We start from the raw sequence: 14,851 nt of genomic DNA on the forward strand, positions 1-14,851 counted from the left end.
CAGACCGTGGCTTGATCCGGCGTTTGTTCCGCTGTGTGGCACATCACCTTTACGTTTCAACCGGACGTATCCGCGCCGCAGGTGATAGCGGCTGCCCGAGCTCCCATCGCCCGACCGGAACGATCCAGTCCCAGCTCCGCTCTCCACTCCCGTGGGCCACCCCAACTGGCCCTGTGGGAAAAGGTCTTGTCCCCGGGCGCTCACACGCCCGGGGAGACCCCTGACACCGTAGAGGTCAGGCGCGCACGGTGAGCCACGCGCCGAGGCCGCTGCATCCGGTCGCGTTGTACGTGGTGCTCCGGTAGCCCGCCGGGATGGGGGAGTAGGGGCACGTCCAGATGCCGTTGCGGACGAGCTGGTGGTACCAGGCGCCGACGCCGTCGCAACCGCTCTTCATGTAGTTGGTGATGACGTAACCGTCGACGACCGGAGAGCCCCCACAGGTCCATATGCCGTCCCGGGCGAGCTTGTGCTGCCAGGATCCGATGCCGTCACAACCGCTCCTGATGTAACCGGTGATGACGTACCCGGTCACGATGGGGGAGTACGTGCACGTCCAGATGCCGTCGCGGGCCGGCTCGTGCAGCCAGGCCCCGGAGCCGTTGCAGCCGCTGCGGTTGAAGGCGGAGATGACGTAGCCGGGGGGAACGGGGGTGCCCGGGCAGGTCCACCCGCCCGCCGTGGCTCCCGCCGCACCGGTTTCGGCGGCGCTCGCCGTGCTGGTGGACGTGCCAGTGAAAACGGCAGCGAACATCGCGATCGCTGCGAGCATCGGGGCGAGCCTGCTGCGGAGGAACGACATCGTCGTACGGTGGTGAAGGCGAGGCGATGGAGTGTTCAACGCACATCCGTCCTGTGGGCACGCCGGTGTGTTGCCCCTCGACAGCCGAGAGCACCTGGCAGTGGATCTGCAGGCACCCTAGTCGGCATGGGTGCGGAAGAACGGGGCTGTCCTGAAGCGGCGATCATCTTGTCTGGAAACAGATTTGAGGGTGCGTCAGCCGAGGTGCGGGAGCGCGTCTCGGCCGCGTGCCCGCACCGGCGGAGGGCGTTGTTCCGCCTCTGCTCCGCCTCTGCTCCGCACCGGTTCGCGGCGGCCTCCGAGGCGGACGGACCGACCGGGCGTCGGGAGAAGTACGCCAGCCCGGGGTGAGGGTGGCTGCTCGGCCACGCGAAGCCGCCGGTTCACGGGAGGTAGACAGCGTGAAGTGGGGATCGGGCCGCAGAGTGCCGCGTGCTTCAGGGCGTGGGCGTACCGGGTGACCGCATCGGCGGAGGTGCGCGTGGACCCGTCCGCCGACGACTCGGAGGCTGAGCGGGGTCAGGCGGCGGGCTGGGGCTGGCGGAGTTCGGCCTGGCCGAAGAGGAGGGCGTAACCGGCGGGCAGTTGGCGCAGGACACGGGCCAGGAGGTCGGGTCCGGCCAGGCGGGCGATGACGGTGAGGATGGCGCCGGCGTTCCAGCGGGCGACGGCGGGGGTGGTCGTGGTGCGGGAGGCCAGATCCTTGACGAAGCCCCACCCGGTGAGCTGCTCGCGGGCGGGGATCTGCCCGGTGAAGGTCAGCGCGGCTTCGAGGGGCAGGCGTTGGGCGAGGTCGACGCGTTCGTCACCGGTGAGCTGGCGGCCGAGGGCGGCCAGGACCTGATGGGTGACCTCGGCCGCACGTTCGCGGGTGGGGTACGCGCCTTCGCGCCGTACGTGATCCAGCATCTGGTCGAACGTCAGAGCCGTCGGGGACGGGTTCGTACGGGGCTGGTCGTACATGGTGCTGCGGATGCCTTTCTCTTCCAGTGCGTTCAGCCAGGTGTGGTGTGTGCGGGGGAAGCGGAGGACGGCGCTGGCCGTGGTGGGGCTGCCCGTCCTCCGCCGCTGGTCCGGCCCATGCGGGCCTGGTCCGCCCGGAGTGTCAGCTGGAGATCTGCCGGCGCTCGGAGGTGCTGCTGATGGTGATCTTGCGTGGCTTGGCGCGTTCGGCGATCGGGATGCGGAGGCTCAGGACACCGGCTTCGTAGGAAGCTTCGATGCGCTCGGTCTCCAGCGTGTCGGCCAGCATGACCTGGCGGGAGAAGACGCCGAGGGGCCGCTCGGAGAGTTCCATCTGGATGCCGTCGGACTTCTCCGCGGGCCTGCGCTCGGCCTTCACGGTCAGCATGTTGCGCTCGACGTCGATGTCGATCGCCTCGGAGTTCACACCGGGGAGATCGAAAGCGATCACGTACATGTCGCCGTCGCGGTAGGCGTCCATGGGCATCACGGTCGGCTTCGTCCACGTGCCCGTGGCCCCCGACAGCTGCTGGACGATGCGGTCCATCTCGCGGAACGGGTCAGTGCGCATCAACATCGCGAAACACCTCCAGTGGGATCAGGCAGAGACTGCCAATGCGCTTCAACGTGCCACCGTTGTAACATGTCATCGAAACGATGACAAGCACGCCGTCATCAACCTGATGACGCAGAGCGGAGCGTGAGATGACCGACCCCACCCCGCCGGTCGGCGCGGCGCACCTGCCCGCCGTCAGCGCGGCACTCGACACCATCAGCCGGGCCCTCGACGACGCCCAGCAACCGGCGGAAAGCGCCGGTGCCACCACCGGCTCCGGCCCGCACCCGGCGCTGGCCGCACTTCTGCTCCTTCGGGAGATCCGCGAACAGCTCGCCGGCTGGGAGAGCGGCCTGATCGAAACCGCCCGAGGCCAGGGGGCCAGCTGGGCCGACCTCGCCGGTCCCCTCGGAGTAGCCAGCCGGCAGGCCGCCGAGCGCCGCTACCTGCGCGGACGCCCCGGTACGGCCGGAAGCACCGGCGAACAACGCGTCCAGGCCACCCGCGACAGCCGCGCCGCCGAACGCACCGTCACCGCCTGGGCCCGCGACAACGCCGCAGACCTGCGTCGCCTCGCCGCCCAGGTCACCGCCCTGCCGGACCTCCCCGACAGTGCCGCGAACGCCCTCAGCCGCCTGAACGACGCCCTCGCCGACAACGACCCCGCCCACCTCATCGGCCCCCTCACGGACACCCGCCCCCATCTGCGTCCCCAGGACACCGAACTCACCGAACGACTCGACGCGCTCACCCATCACACCGACCGGCTCCGCCGCAACACCCATCAGCAGCGCAACACTTGACCCCTTGGGGAGGAGCACCTGCCCGGCAGGCCACTGACCGGAACAGCGGTCGCAACGGGTGGCCGGGCGGGGGGCTCGTTCATGGTGTGGTGTGTTCTGCTTCGATGGTCAATTTGACCAACGTCGACACCAACGTCGACACCGACGCCGACACCGGCGTCGACGCCTGAGCCTGGGGCTTTCTCGCAACCCCCGACCTCGCCGACCAGACGAAGAGGTCGGTGCCCTGGACTGCACCGACCTCTGAGCCCCGTGAGTGCCCGACGCCTACCTACTCGTGAGCCAGTGCGCCTCTGTGCGCACTCGCTCCAGCCAGCTGTCTCGCTCCTTGGCCGTTGAGTCCGTGACCGTGCGGAACACCACCCGCCGGACCTCCGTCACTCCCGTGTACGGCAGCACGCACGCCGACCAGATGCGCTCCAGCGGGTCGCCGAACTCGTCCCGCTCCCGGGCTTCCGGCGTGTCCGAGGTGTTCAGGACCAGCGCACGGCCCGCTTTCAGAAGGCCGACCGGCTCCCCGTCCGCCGTACCCAGCTTGTACGCGACTCCCGGGACCAGGACCCGCTGGAGCCAGCCCGCGAGAATGGCGGGCGGCATCCCCCACCAGTTGGGGTGCACGAAGACGAGCGCATCGAGAGTCGCCAACTCCCTCTGGTGCAGGGCGACATCGGGATCCTGGGAGAGCCCGGCTGCGTCGACCGTCTCCGTCTCGTCCGCCCGCAGGACCGGGCCAAAGCCCTCCGCGTAGAGATCGTGCGTGACCACCTCGCAGTCCACAGCCCGCAGGTCAGCGACGATCGTGTCAAAAAGAGCGTGATTGAAACTGCCGGGACGCGGATGAGCGAGATACGCGCCGACGCGCATGCGCACGAGAATCAACTCCTGTGTAGGACTCACGGGTTGACCATTGAAGCACTCACGTGTACGGCCTGCCGCAGTGGCGGTGACTTCGCGGTCCTCGAAGACCTGACCTGACCTGCCCTGTGACCGTGCATGACCACGCAGACGATGTCGAAAGGGCCGAGCGCGGGCCGCCAACCTGTCACCCCGCCCGGCAGGCCGGTGCCGTTTCGGTTGTCCGGAGGATGTCCCCCTCTGGACTTCGGCCTGGCCGGGAATCAGCGGGGGCACGGTCGCTTCGGGGCGCAACGTCGCCATCGCGTAGCGAAGACGGGTAACTGTGGAAGCGGTAGCGGCAATCGGTTCGGACATCGGGCGTGCTCACACTTCTTGCCTACGACCAGAGGATCATGCGAGCCGTCTCATCCGTCCGCAGGGGGACGGGAGTTGGGGCCGCTCGACGGATGTTTCCGGCGGACACCACCTGAATGATCGTTCCTGTCCGAAGACACGACCGGAAGGAACGTCGCGTGCGTCGAAGCAGCAGCAGAAGTGGAAGCCGCAACAGGAGTTGGCCCGGTCTCCTTCTCGGTGTCACGGCAACACTGGCTCCCGCGCTCACCGTCTCGACGGCCACCGCGGCTCCGCCCTCCGCCCCGTCGGTCGCCTCCTCGCCCGCTGCCCAGCGTGCGCTGGAGCGCTACGTACAGCAGAAGCCGCAGTGGAAGCGGTGTGCGGCGAACTCCCCGGTGGAGTTCGAGTGCGCCACGATCAAGGTTCCGCTGGACTACCGGAGGCCCGGAGGAAAACAAATCGATCTGGCGGTGTCCCGGATCAGGAGTACCGCGCCCGACAAGCGGCACGGTGTCCTGCTCTCCAATCCCGGCGGCCCGGGAATGAAGGGGCGCTACCAGCCGATGATCCTCCGGGGCAAGCTCCCGGAGGCCGCGCTCCAGAAGTTCGACCTCATCGGTTTCGACCCGCGCGGTGTGGGACGGAGCAGCCCCATCTCCTGCGGTCTCGGGCCGGAGGAGGAGGAATGGCTGCGGCCGTACAAGGAGAAGACCTTCGATGCGGACGTCGCCTGGGCGCGCGATGTCGCGCACAAGTGCAAGGAGAAGGCGGGTGATCTGCTTCCGCACCTCACCACGCGCAACACCGCGCGCGACATGGATCTGCTGCGGGCGATCCTCGGCGAGAAGAAGATCTCGTACCTGGGCACCTCGTACGGCACCTACCTCGGTGCTGTCTACACCCAGCTCTTCCCTGGCCGGGCCGACCGTTTCGTACTGGACAGCGCGGTCGATCCGGCTCGTGCCTGGCGGGGGATGATCCAGTGGTGGGCGGAGGGTGCCGAGCCCGCGTTCGACCGGTGGACCGAGTGGGCCGCCGGGCGTGCGGAGAAGTACGGTCTCGGTGACACTTCGAAGGAGGTTGGCCGGACCCTGTGGGACCTGGTCGCGCAGGCCGACGAGAAGCCCATCGTGGTGGAGGGGAAGCCGGTCACCGGTGACGGCATCCGAAGCGGTATGCGCGAGGCGGCCTTCACCCCGCAGGCCGCCTCCGAAGCGGTCGTGGAGCTGAAGAAGGCCGCGGCAGGCAAGCCCGCTTCCGCGAAGAGGCTCACGGCTTTCAGCGGATCGGCTTTCGGCGGATCGCAGAGGGCAGGATCAGAGAAGGCGGGATCGGAGAGGGCCGTAGCGGAAGGCACCCTCACGGCGGCCGAGGCCGAGGTGCCGTCCGACAACGTGATGGCGAGTCTCTTCGCGGTGGTGTGCGGCGACAACTCGGCCGCCTGGTCCCGCGATCCGGAGAGTTACCGGCGGGACGCCATCCGGGACAGGGGCCGCTACCCGCTCTTCGGTGACTTCGCTTCCGGCATCAAACCCTGTGCGTTCTGGGGCACTTCCGTGGAACCGGCGACTGTGGTGAACAACAGGGTCGGCTCCCTGATCGTCCAGAACGAGTGGGACCCGCAGACCCCGCTGCCCAGCGGCCAGGCCCTGCACACGGACCTGAAGGGATCCAAAATGGTCACCGTCCTCGGCGGCGAGGGCCATGGCATCTACCCCAACGGCAATGCCTGCACGGACGGCACGGTCAACGAGTACCTGCTCACCGGCAGGCTCCCGGCGAAGGACGTGACCTGCCGGGCGACGGCCGATTCGAACGCCAAGGCTCAGAAGAACCAGAAACAGGGTGTGCTGCCGGAGGCCGCGTTTCCAGGTCGAGCCCCGGACCGCTTCGGAGTCCGGTCGCAACACCCACGGCTGCACGCCCCCTAACCACTGGGCGCGCCCGGGGACAACGACCACACGCACGACGCTTCGGCACCTGGCACCTGGCACTGGAGCCACTCACCGGCCGATGTGCGTGTCGGCCACGAGACAGGCATGCGCGGCATGGTCTTGTCAGTTCTCCGAGGCGACCCCGTCTCATCGGGAGTTGGCCCGGCCGCCGAACGAGTGCTCCGACGCGCACGCCCCAGGCGGCATGGGCAAAGGTCGTCCGGCGGTGTCCTACCGAAGCGTGGTCCCTCTCGACACGTCAGGTGTCACCTACGACTCGGCCGACGAGGTGATCGGCGGTCACGCCGGGGCCGCGGTGTCCGGCACTCCCGCGTAGTCGGGCAGCTCGACGCCGTTGATCGCGCGCCCGACCAGCTCCGTGAACCATTCGCCGCCGAAATCGGGGCGCGGCTCGGCGTCTGCTCCGGGGACGTCGCGGCTGCGGGCGTTCAACCGGCCGATCTCCTGGTTGGCCTCGACGAAGGACCGCATCCGCGCCTCGTAGCGGGCGAACCCGGCGTCGGGGTCCCATCCGGCACCGGCCAGCTCTCCGGCCAGCAGGTAGGCACCGACCAGTGCCAGCCCGGTGCCTTGCCCGGACATCGGCGACGAGCTGAACGCCGCGTCCCCGAGCAGCCCCACCCTTCCGCTCGACCAGCGGTCCATCACCACCTGGGCGACCTGGTCGAGGTAGAAGTCCGGAGTGTCGTCCAGGTGCGCGAGGAGGTCCGGGATCAACCAGCCCAGGCCCGCCATCCGCTCCCGCAGCAGGATCTTCTGGGCTGCGACGTCACGGTGGTCGACGTCGAAACCGGCCGAGGCGAAGGAGAACATGGCCATCGCCCGGGTGGTGTCCTGGACGGGCCGCAGGAGGGCGGAGCGCCCGGACTTCTGATCCTGGTACTCCAGCAGCCAGCGGTCCAGCCCGAACTCGTTGGGCACACTGTAGAAGGCCAGTACCTGCCCGAGGTGGCGAAGGAACCGCTCATGCGGCCCGAAGACCATCGCCCGCAGCTCCGAGTGCAGCCCGTCCGCCCCGACCACCAGGTCGAAGCGCCGCCGGTTGCCGCCCGCGAAGACCACGTCGACCCCGTCCGCGTCCTGGGCGAGCCCGGCGATTCGGTCGCCGAAGACGTACTCGACGCCATCGCGAGTGTCGTCGTAGAGCACTTGGGAGAGGTCTCCGCGCAGGATCTCGATGTCCGCGATGAACCCGTCGCCACCGTCGTCGTCGGCCCGGAAGGTCTCCAGTACCTGCCCGTCCGCGTCCACGGTGTGCGCGCCGGCGGTGTCGGTGCACGCCGCGCGCACCGCCGCGTCCAACCCCATGCGCCCGATGACCTCCTTGGCGACCCCGCGCGCGTCCACCGCCTGCCCGCCGGGGCGCAGTTCGGGAGCCCGCTCCACCACGGTCACCTCAGCCCCCCGCCGACGCAGCCAGTGGGCCAGCGCGGGTCCCGCGACGCTGGCCCCCGCCACCAGCACCCTGGGACCGATCACCCGCTTCCCCTGCCCGCCCGTCCGGCTCGCGTGCCCCGGGTCGGAGTCGTCGACGCTCATCACAGCCTCCATCTGCTTCCTTCCGCGCTGGAACGTCCCCAGCACGGGTCCACCGCTGTCGGTGTGTCCAGCTGTGTCGACCACGGATCCGCACAGAACTCATCGGTCACGGCAGACATTGATGAGAAACACCGACTCCGATGAGGCTCATGTCGACCCATACTGACGCCGACGAGGTGAACCACGCGAACTGACAGATCCCCCGTCTTCCTCTCCAACGAGGGCAGCGCACAGGACCCTGCGGACGGCTCCCGGCTCGCCCCGGCCCCCGGTGCGGGGCCAACCTGGCCGGCCGCTCCGGTCCCGCTGAACGCCCCGGTGTCCGCCAGCAGTTCGGCGGCCCCCCCCAGGTCCCCACCGGCCAAGACCTGCAGGTAGACACGAGGCCCCCCGCAACTGGCTGGATGGAACGGTGGTGACTTTGACCGGCTGCGAACCCGGGTGAGCCATCGGTCATCCGCGCCCGCCGCGGACCCGGGACCGCATGAAGGCGCCCATGCCCGACACCGATGCCCCGCACTCTGTTCACCGTCATTGCACAGGCATGGCCAAAGCTCTCGCGAACGGTACGGACAGCGCTTTCGGGAGGTACACCGCCCGCGCCCACAGGGCCTGCACCTTTCCGTTGGCTGTCACTGCAGTCCGCTGTAGGCGGCCATGATGATCTCCATACCGCGGTTGTCGTCCTGCTGGTCCCGGTCGAGCATCTGGTTCATGACGTAGGCCACCGTCATGCGCGAACCGGGATCACTCGCGACCAGCGAGCCGCCCCAGCCGCCCCAGCCGAAGGTGCTGCCGAACGTGCCGAAGCCTACGGTCCAGGACATCGGCGACCGCAGGACGCGGTCCTCGCCGCAGAACACCTCCTGCCACGCGGGTTCACAACCCCGGGGGGACAGCAGGCGCACCCCGCCGACGGATCCCCGGTTTGCCAGTACCGACTGAACGAGGGCGACAGACCGGGCGTTGCCGAACCCGTTCACCGCTGGGATCTGCGCACGGCGCCACGCCACGGAGTTGGTGTCCCTGACCCGGACAGTCGCTCCGGTGTACTCCCGGCGTGTGCCGTCCGGCCCGAGCGGTGCGCTGGAGGCGTACGCGTCGGTCTGTGACGGCGGTGGGACGAGCGGTGCGACGCGGCGGTCGTGCTCGGCGGAGAGCCCGATGTGGAAGTCCGCGCCCAGCGGTTCGGCTACTTCCTCGGCGAAGAACTCACCGAGGCTGCGGCCGGTGATGCGACGGACCACCTCACCGACCAGGAACCCGAAAGTGAGCGCGTGATATCCGGCAGCCGTCCCCGGTTCCCACTCAAGGGCCTGCGCGGCAAGCCGTGTCGTCACGCCATGCCAGTCGTAGAGGTCCTCGACCGCCGTCAGCCCGGACAGGTCCGGCAGCCCCGCGGTATGGGACAGCACATGCCGCACCAGCACGTTCTTCTTGCCAGCCGCGCCGAACTCGGGCCAGTAGGCGGCGACCGGCGCGGACAGGTCGAGCAGGCCCCGGTCGGCCAGCAGGAGCGCACACAAGGCGGTCATGGTCTTGGTCGTCGAGGTCACACAGGCGAGGGTGTCGCGCCCCCAGCCGACAGAGCGGTCCGCATCGGCGTACCCGCCCCAGAGGTCGACCACCGGCTCGCCGTCGAGGTAGACAGCGACCGAGGCGCCCACATCGTCCTTGCCGAGCGAAGCTGACAGGGCCGCACTCACTGCGGCGAATCGCGGCTCGCACGCTCCTTGGAGGTAAGTCATGGGCCAAGCCTCAGGGAGAGCCGCAGCTTCCTTCCCAGCAATTCCCGCTCTACTTTTGTCGGGCGGGTCAGCACCAGAACTGTCCTTTGCCCCAGCGAGGCGGCCTGACGTCCGCGTGGTCGGCCCGTCCGCCGACCGGCCGTAACGGCAGTTGTTCCCCCTCGGAACGCCCGGGTGCCAGCCGCTGTAGCTCCTGCGGCTGGGTGTGCGTTGCCGCAAGACAAGAGGAGACACGAGAGGAGAGGGAGGCAGAGGAGTGCTGGAGAGGCTGAATCAGGCGCTGAACCACCTGGATGCCTGCCTTGACGGGGAGGTCGACATGGCCGAGACGGCCCGGGTCGCCGCAGTGTCGGAGTACCACTTCCGGCGGCTGTTCTCCGCCCTTTCCGGGATGCCGCTCCCGGTCTACGTGCGGCGTCGGCGGATGACGCTCGCCGCGGCCGAAGTGCTCGCCCGGGAGCTGACGTTGCTCGACGTCGCGGTCCGGTACGGGTACAGCTCGGGCGAGGCGTTCGCCCGCGCCTTCCGGTCCGTGCACGGCATCGGGCCGGGCGAGGCCCGACGCACGGGTGCGGTGCTCACGACACAGCCACGCATGTCCTTCCGCGTCGTCGTCGAAGGCAGTACCAGCATGCGGTACCGGATCATCACGAAGGAGCCGTTTCGGATCGTCGGCAGGAAAGCCCGGGTCCCCCTCGTGCACGAGGGCATCAACGCGACCGCTGCGGCGCACCTGGAAAGCCTGGACGCGCACGCGATCGAACGGATGAAGGGGCTGGCCGGTCGAGAGCCGGAGGGGATCCTGTCGGCGGCGGTGTATCTGACCGACAGCCGGGAGGAGGGCGTCGAGGCGGACTACTGGATCGGCGTGGCAACCGGCCCCGAGGCGGCCGCCGAGGAGCTCGACGCCCTCGACGTACCAGCCGGGACCTGGGCGGTCTTCGACAACCACGGGCCCTGTCCGAGCGGCCTCCAGGAGCTGTGGCGGGACGTGTTCACCCAGTGGTTCCCCTCGAACCCGTACGTGAGTCGGCCCGGCCCGGAGCTTCTGCTGACGAAGCCGGTGGAGGTCGGCGCGGAGACCGACTCCCAGCTGTGGATCCCGGTCGAGCGAAGCAGCGTGAGCGCCGACGTGTGAACACCCGTACCGGGAGTCGGCCCGCCAAGCCCGAACGCCTCACTCACCGCACCGGGGGCGCCCGTTGAGGTGACAGTGGGCGTGCCCCGAGGTGTTGCTGCCCATCGCTGCCGAGACCTCCGGCAAAGCTGGCCCCTCACAAGACTTCAGTACGCAGGTCGAACGTCCGGACGGGCCGAAGCAGGAGAAGCGATGAGACGTGCCCCCGCCCTGTGGGCAGCTTTCCTGTGCGTCGCCCTCCTGGTGATGTCGGTCGCGATCGGAGGGCGGGACGCCCGGGGTCCGCGCGGGGACGACGGGGCGAAGCCGGGAGCGGTCCCGGCCGCGATGGCGGCGCCCGCCGGGAAGGGGCCGGTGGGGTGGGAGACGTACCGTCGGCTGGACCTGGCGGCCCACCTGCCGAGGGGGGTGGAGACGAAGATGTTCTCCAGCTTCGACCGGGAGGGCGGCAACTGGGACGGCTTCGGCGGGGTCACCTCGTGTCTGAACACCAAAACCAGCGAGTGCGTGATCGCCGCACATGTGGGGGCCGGGGAGATCTCCTCGATCTGGTTCACCCGATGGCTCGGGCCCGTCCACGACACCGGGCGCACCGGGAGTTTCGGCGACACGGGGCGGATCACCGTCGAACTGGACGGCCGGAAAGTGCTGGACGCGCCCTTGGCGGACGTGCTGGCGGGGAAGCTCGGGGCGCCGTTCACCCACCCGCTGGTGGCGGACGACAAGCAGACCTCCGGTGGGGCGCTGATCGCGGTGCCCATGCCGTACCGGAAGTCCATGCGCGTCACCACCGAACACGACCCGCGCCTGTACCAGGTGATGTACCGGACGTTCGCGGACGCGGAGGGGGTCAGGACCTTCGACCCGGGCGACCGCGCGCAGGACGTGGTGGACCTGATGCGACGGGCCTCGGCCGCCGATCCCAAGCCCGCGCTGGCGGGAACCACCGAGCAGGCCACCCCGCTGCGTCTCGCGCCCGGCCAGACCCAGCGGCTCGCCCGCTCCACCGTCCCCGGGCTCATCGGCGGACTGCGGCTGCGGCTGCCGCAGACCGTCGCGCCGGAGCAGCCCCCCGTCACGGACAGCGGGAGGGCGTACGGGAAGGACGGCGGCAGCGAGTTCAGCCTGACGGTCGATCCCGCCAACCGGGGTGTGCTGCTGACCCGACGGCTGGACCGCACCATCGGCGGGCAGAAGGGACGCGTGTACGTCGACGGGAAACCGGCCGGGGAATGGCCGGGCAACCCCAGGACCCCGGAACGGTGGGGCGAGGAGAGTCTGGAGCTGCCCGCCGCGCTCACGGCGGGCAAGGCGCGGCTGACGATCCGCACGGAGTGGTCCGGGGGGCAGGACTTCAACGAGTTCACCTACTGGGCCCGCACCTCCGGCGGTGTTCCGGGGGCCGCCACGGACACCGTCGACGTCGGCGATCCCGCCTCCGAGCTCTCCCACGGCTACCGGATCCACGGCGAGACCTGGCACGGCACCCGCGCCCACCGCTACCCGCCCCCGGACAGCGGGCCGTTGGCGACCTCCCGCAAGCTCCTTCGCGGGCTGCGGCTGCGGGCGTCCTTCGACGGGGTACGGACCGTGGACGCACCGCTCGGCGAGTTCTTCGGGTCGGGGTACACGATGGCGCCCGTACGCGCCTTGATGTTCCAACTCGACTCCACCACAGGGGAGTTCACTGCCTGGTGGCCCATGCCGTACGCACGCGAGGCGACCGTCGAGCTGTACAACGGCTCCGACGTACACCTGCGGGAGGGCACGTCCTGGGTGCGCAGCACCCCCTCCGATGCACACGCGCGAGCGGTCCGCGAGGGAACGGAAGGTCATTTCCGTGCCACCTCGCACGCCTCCGCCACCGTCGTCGACCGCAGCTGGGAGTTCCTGTCGGCGCGGGGGGACGGCAAGGTCGTGGGCGTCTCGCACAGCATGCGCGGCGACGGAGGCCGCTCGCACATGGAGGGCGACGAGCGCATGTTCGTCGACGACTCGCACACCCCGCAGGTGCACGGCACGGGAACCGAGGACTACTACCGCGGCGGCTGGTACTTCCTGCACGGGACCTACTCCGCACCGCTGAACGGCCATCCCGCCCGTCTGACGGACGGGCCGGGGTGCGGAGCGGGAACCGAGGACTGTTCCAGCGCGTACCGGCTGCTGCTCGCGGACGCGGTGCCCTTCGGCCGGTCGATGCGGTTCACGATCGAACACGGTCTGGCCAACGAGGCCCCGGCCGACTACGCGGCCACCACGTACTGGTACGGACAGGACACGCCCCGCCTGTACCGCACGGACACCGTGACCGCGGCCCTCACCGTGAACCGCCGCACGCGCGTCGAGAACGTCGGGTTCCCCTCGGCGCTGGAGGTCGCCTCGGTGTTCGAGGGGGAACTCGTCAACCCTGAGCGGCGTACCGCCAGGGTGTATTACACCCAGCACCCCGTCGCGCTCGACGTGACCATCGATCCGGCCAACCAGGGAGTCGTCCTGCGCAGGGTGGGCGACCAGATGGAGCCCGGACAGCGGGCACGGGTGAGTGTTGACGGAACCGTGTTGCCCGACTGGTACCAGCCGCTCGGCAACCGCAACCGCCGCTGGCTGGAGGACTCCTACCAGCTGCCCGCCTCCGTGACCCGTGGCAAACGGCGGATCAGCGTCACGCTGACTCCGGTGCTGGGCACACCGGGATGGGCCTCCGCCCTGTACACGGTGGACAGCGTGGTGCGCTAGCTCGGCTCTGTCGGCTGATACCCGCGCGGCGGACGCCTCTGTCGACCAGATACCCGCGCGGCGGACGCCCCGGCCTGTCACCGGGGCACTGCCGTGCTAATGTAAGCAGTGCTTACTTAATGAGGTGCTGATGGAATCGAACCCGACCAGGCCCAGCTATCACCACGGAGATCTGCGGGCGACGCTGGTCCTCGCCGCCCTGGAGCTGCTGGAGACCGGCGAGCCGTTCTCGTTGCGAGCGCTTGCCCGCCGGGCCGGTGTGTCCACCGCCGCTCCGTACCGGCACTTCGCTGATCGTGAGGAGCTGGAGTCGGCGCTGGCCGTCCATGGATTGCGCGAACTGATGAATGACCTCACCCTGGACGGGCCGGGCCCGACGACAGTCGCCGAGGTCGGCGAGTTCGCTGTGGGGTACGTGCGTTTCGCTCTGCGTCGGCCTGCGCTCTTCCGGCTCATGTTCGGCCAGCCGTGCGACGACCGGAGCGACGAGAGGGTACGCGCCTCCGGAGCGCTGCACGACCTCCTGGAAGGTGTCATGGCCGAGGTGTTCCCCGCAGCCGACGCAGCCGTCCTGGCCACCGCCGGGTGGTCGCTCGCGCACGGGCTGGCCTTTCTCCACCTCGACGGCAAGTTCGCCCAGGACAACCCCGCTGCTGTCGACGAGCGCGTGCGTTCGGCGTTCGCCGCCGTCTTCTTCCCCTCCGTCGCCCGGCCAGGAATCGAGGGACCATGAGCGCACGCGTCCTGATCGTCGTCACCAACGTCGACCACTACGAGGCCGACCCGTCGCACCCGACCGGGCTCTGGCTGTCGGAGCTGACCCACGCCTACGACATCTTCGAGGAGCACGGTTGGGAACAGACGCTCGTGAGCCCCGCAGGCGGGAAGTCACCGCTGGAGCCTCGGTCGTTGAAGTTCCCCAACTACGACAAGTCCGCGAAGTCCTGGCACGGCGACCCGGCCCGGATGGCACTGCTGGACGACACAGCGGCACCCGCACAGATCGACTCGGCCGACTACGACGCGATCTACTTCACCGGCGGCCACGCGGTGATGTTCGACTTCCCCGGCAGCGAGGGCCTCCAGCGGATCACCCGGGAGATCTTCGAGCGCGGCGGTGTCGTCGGCGCGGTCTGCCACGGCTACTGCGGCCTGCTCAACACCCTTCTCTCCGACGGAAGCCACCTCGTCGCCGGCCGCAACCTGACCGGGTTCTCCTGGCGGGAAGAAGTCCTCGCCCGCGTCGGCGAAATCGTGCCCTACAACGTCGAAGAGCAGATGAAGCAGCGCGGCGCACGCTACTCGAAGGCGCTCCTGCCGTTCGTCTCCAATGCCGTCGTCGACGGCAGGCTCGTCACCGGCCAGAACCCCGGATCGGCCAAGGAGACCGCAGCCAAGGTCGCCGCGCTGCTCTGAC

12 protein-coding genes are annotated in these 14,851 nt (G+C 69.4%); 6 read left to right on the forward strand and 6 right to left on the reverse strand.

The genetic code is table 11. The features are described 5' to 3' along the window. Positions 1-235: 235 nt before the first annotated feature. From OG897_RS29505 to OG897_RS29515, 3 genes are all read right to left on the reverse strand, one after another. Entirely contained in the window at positions 236-802 is a 567-nt protein-coding gene (locus tag OG897_RS29505; protein ID WP_266661471.1) for a hypothetical protein, read from the reverse strand. A gap of 519 nt (positions 803-1,321) precedes the next feature. Beyond that, positions 1,322-1,765 carry a DUF2267 domain-containing protein gene (locus tag OG897_RS29510; RefSeq protein WP_266661473.1) on the reverse strand — a complete coding sequence of 148 codons (444 nt, stop codon included), beginning with the start codon at positions 1,763-1,765 and terminating at the stop codon, positions 1,322-1,324. A 142-nt stretch (positions 1,766-1,907) separates the two neighbouring features. Beyond that, on the reverse strand, positions 1,908-2,342 hold the full coding sequence (locus OG897_RS29515; RefSeq protein ID WP_266661475.1) for an Hsp20/alpha crystallin family protein: 435 nt from the start codon (positions 2,340-2,342) through the stop codon (positions 1,908-1,910). 128 nt (positions 2,343-2,470) lie between these two features. Between OG897_RS29515 and OG897_RS29520 the strand changes: the two genes are divergently transcribed. Then, on the forward strand, positions 2,471-3,124 hold the full coding sequence (locus tag OG897_RS29520; protein WP_266661477.1) for an HSP18 transcriptional regulator: 654 nt from the start codon (positions 2,471-2,473) through the stop codon (positions 3,122-3,124). Between the two features lie 267 nt (positions 3,125-3,391). Here the strand turns inward: OG897_RS29520 and OG897_RS29525 are convergent, their stop codons facing one another. After that, positions 3,392-4,021 (reverse strand): NAD(P)H-dependent oxidoreductase, encoded by a 630-nt coding sequence (locus tag OG897_RS29525; RefSeq protein WP_266661479.1) that lies wholly within the window; start codon positions 4,019-4,021, stop codon positions 3,392-3,394. Positions 4,022-4,494: 473 nt separating this feature from the next. Here OG897_RS29525 and OG897_RS29530 point away from each other — a divergent pair, with 473 nt between their 5' ends. After that, positions 4,495-6,249 carry an alpha/beta hydrolase gene (locus OG897_RS29530; RefSeq protein WP_266661481.1) on the forward strand — a complete coding sequence of 585 codons (1,755 nt, stop codon included), beginning with the start codon at positions 4,495-4,497 and terminating at the stop codon, positions 6,247-6,249. 303 nt (positions 6,250-6,552) lie between these two features. Here the strand turns inward: OG897_RS29530 and OG897_RS29535 are convergent, their stop codons facing one another. Beyond that, the gene (locus OG897_RS29535; RefSeq protein ID WP_266661483.1) at positions 6,553-7,812 is read right to left on the reverse strand and encodes an FAD-dependent monooxygenase; all 1,260 of its coding nucleotides are present in this window, start codon (positions 7,810-7,812) and stop codon (positions 6,553-6,555) included. A gap of 632 nt (positions 7,813-8,444) precedes the next feature. Further along, on the reverse strand, positions 8,445-9,560 hold the full coding sequence (locus OG897_RS29540) for a serine hydrolase domain-containing protein (protein WP_266661485.1): 1,116 nt from the start codon (positions 9,558-9,560) through the stop codon (positions 8,445-8,447). A gap of 256 nt (positions 9,561-9,816) precedes the next feature. Here OG897_RS29540 and OG897_RS29545 point away from each other — a divergent pair, with 256 nt between their 5' ends. The 4 genes from OG897_RS29545 (at position 9,817) to OG897_RS29560 (ending at position 14,850) form a co-directional block, all read left to right on the forward strand. Further along, the gene (locus OG897_RS29545; RefSeq protein ID WP_266661487.1) at positions 9,817-10,698 is read left to right on the forward strand and encodes an AraC family transcriptional regulator; all 882 of its coding nucleotides are present in this window, start codon (positions 9,817-9,819) and stop codon (positions 10,696-10,698) included. Positions 10,699-10,890: 192 nt separating this feature from the next. After that, complete coding sequence (locus OG897_RS29550) at positions 10,891-13,434, forward strand: glycoside hydrolase family 172 protein (protein WP_266661489.1); 2,544 nt, start codon at positions 10,891-10,893, stop codon at positions 13,432-13,434. Between the two features lie 130 nt (positions 13,435-13,564). Further along, positions 13,565-14,167 (forward strand): TetR/AcrR family transcriptional regulator, encoded by a 603-nt coding sequence (locus tag OG897_RS29555; RefSeq protein WP_266661491.1) that lies wholly within the window; start codon positions 13,565-13,567, stop codon positions 14,165-14,167. Further along, entirely contained in the window at positions 14,164-14,850 is a 687-nt protein-coding gene (locus OG897_RS29560) for a type 1 glutamine amidotransferase domain-containing protein (protein ID WP_266661493.1), read from the forward strand. The genes OG897_RS29555 and OG897_RS29560 overlap by 4 nt, the downstream gene beginning before the upstream one ends. Position 14,851: the final 1 nt, after the last annotated feature.

This window comes from Streptomyces sp. NBC_00237, assembly GCF_026342435.1.
Classification (GTDB): Bacteria; Actinomycetota; Actinomycetes; order Streptomycetales; family Streptomycetaceae; genus Streptomyces.

Bases quoted from the DNA above. Each gene is read 5' to 3' on its own strand.
- OG897_RS29505 (WP_266661471.1), bottom strand. From the start codon at position 802: ATGTCGTTCCTCCGCAGCAGGCTCGCCCCGATGCTCGCAGCGATCGCG.
- OG897_RS29510 (WP_266661473.1), bottom strand. From the start codon at position 1,765: ATGTACGACCAGCCCCGTACGAACCCGTCCCCGACGGCTCTGACGTTC.
- OG897_RS29515 (WP_266661475.1), bottom strand. From the start codon at position 2,342: ATGTTGATGCGCACTGACCCGTTCCGCGAGATGGACCGCATCGTCCAG.
- OG897_RS29520 (WP_266661477.1), top strand. From the start codon at position 2,471: ATGACCGACCCCACCCCGCCGGTCGGCGCGGCGCACCTGCCCGCCGTC.
- OG897_RS29535 (WP_266661483.1), bottom strand. From the start codon at position 7,812: ATGAGCGTCGACGACTCCGACCCGGGGCACGCGAGCCGGACGGGCGGG.
- OG897_RS29540 (WP_266661485.1), bottom strand. From the start codon at position 9,560: ATGACTTACCTCCAAGGAGCGTGCGAGCCGCGATTCGCCGCAGTGAGT.
- OG897_RS29550 (WP_266661489.1), top strand. From the start codon at position 10,891: ATGAGACGTGCCCCCGCCCTGTGGGCAGCTTTCCTGTGCGTCGCCCTC.
- OG897_RS29555 (WP_266661491.1), top strand. From the start codon at position 13,565: ATGGAATCGAACCCGACCAGGCCCAGCTATCACCACGGAGATCTGCGG.
- OG897_RS29560 (WP_266661493.1), top strand. From the start codon at position 14,164: ATGAGCGCACGCGTCCTGATCGTCGTCACCAACGTCGACCACTACGAG.